The sequence below is a fragment of the Pseudomonas sp. genome, assembly GCF_035277045.1.
GTDB lineage: Bacteria > Pseudomonadota > Gammaproteobacteria > Pseudomonadales > Pseudomonadaceae > Aquipseudomonas.
This window is the reverse complement of the sequence record NZ_DATELE010000322.1, coordinates 1-5,699: the sequence shown is the minus strand read 5'-3', so window position 1 is coordinate 5,699 and position 5,699 is coordinate 1. Positions and strand designations below refer to the sequence as shown.

General features: G+C 65.5%; 4 protein-coding genes. 3 read left to right on the top strand and 1 reads right to left on the bottom strand.

The genetic code is table 11. The features are described from left to right. Together VJS90_RS21170 and VJS90_RS21165 are read left to right on the top strand one after the other, a co-directional pair. Window positions 1-1,090 (top strand): purine-cytosine permease family protein (locus tag VJS90_RS21170; protein WP_324123583.1); only part of this gene is annotated, 1,090 nt, incomplete at its 5' end. A 111-nt stretch (window positions 1,091-1,201) separates the two neighbouring features. Continuing rightward, complete coding sequence (locus tag VJS90_RS21165; RefSeq protein WP_324123582.1) at window positions 1,202-2,239, top strand: GlxA family transcriptional regulator; 1,038 nt, start codon at window positions 1,202-1,204, stop codon at window positions 2,237-2,239. Window positions 2,240-2,265: 26 nt separating this feature from the next. Here the strand turns inward: VJS90_RS21165 and VJS90_RS21160 are convergent, their stop codons facing one another. Next, window positions 2,266-3,048, bottom strand: a complete 783-nt coding sequence (locus VJS90_RS21160; RefSeq protein ID WP_324123581.1) for an NAD(P)-binding domain-containing protein — start codon at window positions 3,046-3,048, stop codon at window positions 2,266-2,268. Between the two features lie 327 nt (window positions 3,049-3,375). On the opposite strand from VJS90_RS21160, the gene katG reads away from it, so the two are divergent. Further along, entirely contained in the window at window positions 3,376-5,628 is a 2,253-nt protein-coding gene (katG, locus tag VJS90_RS21155) for a catalase/peroxidase HPI (protein WP_324123580.1), read from the top strand. Window positions 5,629-5,699 lie beyond the last annotated feature (71 nt).

Sequence of the window (5,699 nt, the reverse complement as noted above, 5' to 3'; positions counted from 1 at the left end):
GCTGATCGTGTTCTTCACCGCGCTCATCTATGTCGGCTTCTTCATCTCCAACATCGTGCTGGCGGGCAAGTCGATCCATGGCATCGCCCCGAGCGTGCCGATGCCCACGGCCATTGTCGTGGGTGCCCTGAGCGCCACGGCCATTGGCGTGATCGGCTATCGCTTCATCCACACCCTCAACCGCATCGGTACCTGGGTGATGGGCTCGGCGCTGCTGGCAGGCTTCGTGATGATGTTCGCCCAGGACCTGCCGGCCGACTTCTTCAGCCGCGGCAGCTTCAATCTGTCGGGGTTCATCGCCACGGTATCGCTGGGGGTGATCTGGCAGATCAGCTTCTCGCCGTACACCTCCGACTATTCGCGTTACCTGCCGCGTGAAGTCGGCATCGCCAAACCGTTCTGGGCGACCTACTTCGGCGCCACGCTTGGCACCATCCTGTGCTTCAGCTTTGGCGCCATCGCCGTGCTGGCGGTGCCGGAAGGGACTGACGCCATGGCGGCGGTCGAGCAGGCCACCGGCTGGCTGGGCCCGATCCTGATGGTGCTGTTCCTGCTCAACATCATCAGCCACAACGCCCTCAACCTGTACGGCGCGGTACTGTCCATCGTGACCGCGATCCAGACCTTTGCCGCCAGGTGGACCCCGAGCATCAAGGTGCGGGTTGCGCTGGCCACGGTGATCCTGATCGGGTGCGGCATTGTTGCGCTGAGCGCCTCGGCCGACTTCATCTCGCAGTTCATCGGCCTGATCCTGGCGCTGCTGCTGGTGCTGGTGCCGTGGGCGTCGATCAACCTGATCGACTTCTACCTGATCAAGAAGGGCAACTACGACATCGCGTCGATCTTCAGTGCTGACGGAGGGGTCTATGGCCGCTTCAACAGCCACGCGATCATCGCCTATGCCTGTGGGATCCTGGTGCAGTTGCCGTTCGCCAACACGGCGCTCTACGTCGGACCTTACGCCAACCTGGTGGAAGGGGCCGACCTGTCCTGGGTGTTCGGGCTGCTGGTGACGTGCCCGCTGTACTACTGCCTGGCGACGCGTGGCCAACCGCAGAAGGTGGCGCGTGCGGTGGGGGCGACCGACTGAAAATTCCCTCGGTGCTGTCCGAAATATCCTGTTTAACGTGATGAATATGATATCCCGGACTCACCGACAGCCCTAGAATGACTCCATCGACCCCCCGTGGAGTCACCTTGCATGGCCACCCAACAACTACAACACTGCGCGCAGGTCAAACCCGACCTGCGCGTCGGCTTCGTGCTCATGGACCAGTTCACCCTGGTCCCGGTCGCCGGCCTGGTCGACTCGCTGCGCTTTGCCGCGGACAAGTCCTTTCGCAGCCAGCAGGTGTTCTGCCAGTGGGACTGGATGACCCTCGATGACCTGCCTATAAGCGCCAGTTGCGGCATGCCGGTCTCTCCGACCAAGCCGCTGAACCTGTGGGCGCAGTATGACTACATCGTGCTCGCCGGCGGCCTGCTGGACCAGACTCGCAATCCGCCGTCCTGGCTGCTCGATGCCCTGCGCGACGTGCATGCGGCCAACATCCCGATCATCGCGCTGTGTTCCGGGTCATTCGTGCTGGGCAAGGCGGGCCTGCTGGAGGGGCGGCGCTGCGCGGTGCACTTCACCCTGCGTGACGAGTTCAAGGAGCGCTTCCCCCAGGCCACTGCGGTGATCGACAAGAGCTACGTCGACGACCGCGGCATCATCACCTGCCCGGGTGGCACGGCGATCGACCTGGCGGCCAGCCTGATCCGCCGCCATTGCGGCGCGGTGCGGGCGCAGAAGGGGTTGGAGTACCTGCTGGTGGAGGAGCGCAACGAGGCCCAGGAGAACGCTACCAGCGACGGCGTGTACCACAATGACCGGGTTCAGCGGGCGATCGCCTTCATGCGTGCCAACCTGGATGTCGCGCTGTCGCTCAAGGCGGTCGCCGAGGCCGTGGGCACCCATCCGCGGCAGCTGCACCGTGAGTTCGTCGCCAACACCCAGGAGCCGCCGGCCAACTACTGGCGCAAGCTGCGCCTGGACCATGCCCGGCGGCTGCTGGTCAACACCAGCCTGAACATCACCAGCATCGCGCTGGCCAGCGGTTTTTCCGATGCCTCGCACTTCATCCTGTGGTTTCGCAAGCAGTACGGCGAAACACCTTACAGCTTTCGCAAGCGTCGCCACGAAGTCGAGCGGTTCGACTGGCATGGCGAGCCGGTGGGAGGCGATCCGGACCTCTAGCAGCCGCGGGGGGATCTCGTCAGCCGCTAGCGAGGTGGCAGTTGCGAACGCGTCAGCAGCGCATCGAGCACCACCTCGCATGCCGCGCCCCACGTCGCGCCGACTGGCTGGTGGTTGAGCACTTGCAGGCCGTCGGCGGTGAAGGTGCCAGGCGTGGCGATTGCCTGGCCCAGCGCCTTCAGGGTCTGTTCGGGCTGGCGCTGGGCACTGGCGACGCAGTCCTGAAGGTTGCCAAGCACCAGCGCGCGGGCCTGCTCGGCCGGCAGGCCCTTGTCGGCCAGCCACTGCTGCAGGTCATGCAGCAGGAAGTAGAACCACCCGTTCATGCAGGCCGCCACGGTGGCAAGCTCGAAGGCGCTTTCCTCTTCGAGCACCACCAGGCTGCCCAGCGGCCCAAGGCGCTCCTCGCAGGCCGCATCGGGCGGGCAGACCACGACGGTGGTCTGGTTGTACTGCGCGGCGTAGGACAGCATGGCCCGCACGCAGCGCGCCTGCCCAAACGCCTGCGCCAACCGCGCCAGGCCAACGCCCGCGGCGAGCGAAACCAGGGGCTGGCCTGGCTTGAAGCTGACCTCGGCAGCCAGCTGATCGAGCACTTCAGGGCGCACCCCCAGCAACACTAGCCCTGCCTGGTCGACCACCGCCTGGTTGTCGGGCATCACCTGGCAATCACAGTCCTGCGCCAGGGCGCTGGCCTTCTGTGCATTGCGTGGCGACAGAAAGATCTGCCCCTCGAATCCACTGCGGCGCAGGCCGCGTACCACTTTTTCGGTCAGCTCCCCGACCCCGAGAATGCCCACGCTGTTCATGGATGAGTCCTTGGCTTTGAGTTTTGCAGACTATGCCACCTGACGGCGCGCCGGCCATATAACGCGCGGGACGAGTCGTGGGAAATCGCTGCGGCGGGGCATGACTGCACCCGGGCCGGCTGACAGACGCAGCCTATCAACTTCCAATATCGCCTCTATTAGAACGACGCCATGGCTGGACTATCCTTTCTTTTCGCAGGCAGCGTCGGCGCAGACCGGCATTGCCGAAAACCTGATGTGGGGTAGGCACAGGCCACATGCCAGTGCTCATCGAACACCCGGCCTGGCCGGGAAATCCGGAAGAACCCGACCCAAAGGTACCAGCAGATGTCGACCGAATCGAAATGCCCATTCCATCAAGGTGCAGGCGGTGGGACCACCAACCGTGACTGGTGGCCGAACCAGCTGAACCTGAAGATTCTCCACCAGCACTCCTCCCTGTCCGATCCGCTGGGGCAGGATTTCGACTATGCCAAGGCGTTCAAGAGCCTGGACTTCCAGGCGCTCAAGGCCGACCTGCGCGCCTTGATGACCGACTCGCAGGAATGGTGGCCGGCGGACTTCGGCCACTATGGCCCGCTGTTCATCCGCATGGCCTGGCACAGCGCGGGCACATACCGCACCGCTGACGGGCGCGGGGGCGCGGGATCTGGCCAGCAGCGCTTCGCACCGCTCAATAGCTGGCCCGACAATGTCAGCCTGGACAAGGCGCGCCGGCTGCTCTGGCCGATCAAGCAGAAGTATGGCCAGAACATTTCCTGGGCTGACCTGATCGTGCTCACTGGCAACGTGGCCCTTGAGTCCATGGGGTTCAAGACCTTCGGGTTCTCCGGCGGACGACCCGACGTGTGGGCGCCGGATGAAGACGTCTACTGGGGCTCCGAAAAGACCTGGCTGGGCGGCGATGTGCGCTATGCCGGCACCGGCGACGGCCCGCTGGTGGCCGAGCCGCAGCTGCATGGCACCGAGGAGAGCCGCAACGAGGCCCCCGGCCGCGACCTCGAAAACCCGCTGGCCGCCGTGCAGATGGGCCTGATCTACGTCAACCCTGAAGGCCCGGAGGGCAATCCCGATCCTGTCGCGTCCGCCAAGGACATTCGCGAAACCTTCGGCCGCATGGCCATGAACGACGAGGAGACCGTGGCATTGATCGCAGGCGGCCACGCCTTCGGCAAGACCCACGGGGCAGGGCCCGCCACCGCCGTCGGCGCCGAGCCTGAAGCGGCGGGGCTGGAGCAGCAGGGCCTGGGCTGGCGTAGCAGCCATGGCAGCGGCAAGGGCCCGGACACCATCACCAGCGGCCTTGAAGTCACCTGGACGTCCACCCCGACCCAGTGGAGCAACGAATACCTGGAGAACCTCTTCAGATTCGACTGGGAGCTGACCAAGAGCCCGGCCGGCGCCAACCAGTGGCGGCCGAAGAACGGCGAGGGCGCGGGCCAGATCCCCGATGCCTTCGCCCCGGACAAACGGCGTGCCCCGGCGATGCTCACCTCCGACCTTGCCCTGCGTTTCGACCCGATCTACGAGCCGATCGCGCGGCGCTTCAAGGACAACCCCGACCAGCTGGCCGACGCCTTTGCCCGCGCCTGGTACAAGCTGATCCACCGGGACATGGGCCCGCTGTCACGCTACCTGGGCCCTGAGCTGCCACAGGAAGAGCTGCTCTGGCAGGACCCGCTGCCCGAGGTCGATCATCCGCTGGTCGATGACAGTGACATTACCGCGCTCAAGGCCAAGCTGCTGGATTCGGGCCTGAGCGTGGCGGAGCTGGTCTCCACGGCCTGGGCGGCGGCGTCGAGCTTCCGCGGTTCCGACAAGCGCGGCGGTGCCAACGGCGGGCGCCTGCGGTTGTCCCCGCAACGCTTCTGGCAGGCCAACCAGCCGGAGCAGCTGGACAAGGTGCTGGCCACGCTCGAGCGCATCCAGGGTGAGTTCAACGGTGCGCAGGGTGGGGGCAAGAAGATCTCCATCGCCGATCTGATCGTGCTCGGCGGCAGTGCCGCGGTGGAGCAGGCGGCCAGGGACGCCGGCCACAGCGTCAGTGTGCGGTTCACCCCGGGGCGCACCGATGCCACCCAGGAGCAGACCGATGTCGAATCGTTCGGTTTCCTCGAGCCCATCGCCGATGGTTTCCGCAACTTCAGCAAAGGCAAGTACCGGATCTCGGCCGAATCCCTGCTGATCGACAAAGCCCAGCTGTTGACCCTCACCGCGCCAGAGATGACCGCCCTGGTCGGTGGCCTGCGAGTGCTCGGCGCCAATGCTGGCGGCAGCCGGCACGGGGTATTCACCGAACGCCCCGGGACCTTGACCAACGACTTCTTCACCCGCCTGCTCGACATGGGCGTGGAGTGGACGCCGACCGAGCAAGACCCCGATGTCTACCAGGCGCGTGAGCGCAGCGGCGGGCAGGCGAAGTGGACCGCCACCCGGGTCGACCTGGTGTTCGGCTCCAATGCCCAGTTGCGGGCGCTGGCCGAGGTGTATGCCAGCGGCGATGGCAAAGAGCGGTTCGTGAAGGACTTTGTTGCGGCCTGGGGGAAAGTAATGGAGCTGGACCGGTTTGACCTGAGATAAACGCGTCTGCTGCAGGCGTTCGCCGGACGCTGCAATGTCGCATGGCCCGGGTCTAGCCGGGCCATGCATCC

Coding starts and splice junctions, on each gene's coding strand:
- VJS90_RS21165 (WP_324123582.1), top strand. CDS start 1,202: ATGGCCACCCAACAACTACAACACTGCGCGCAGGTCAAACCCGACCTG.
- VJS90_RS21160 (WP_324123581.1), bottom strand. CDS start 3,048: ATGAACAGCGTGGGCATTCTCGGGGTCGGGGAGCTGACCGAAAAAGTG.
- katG (WP_324123580.1), top strand. CDS start 3,376: ATGTCGACCGAATCGAAATGCCCATTCCATCAAGGTGCAGGCGGTGGG.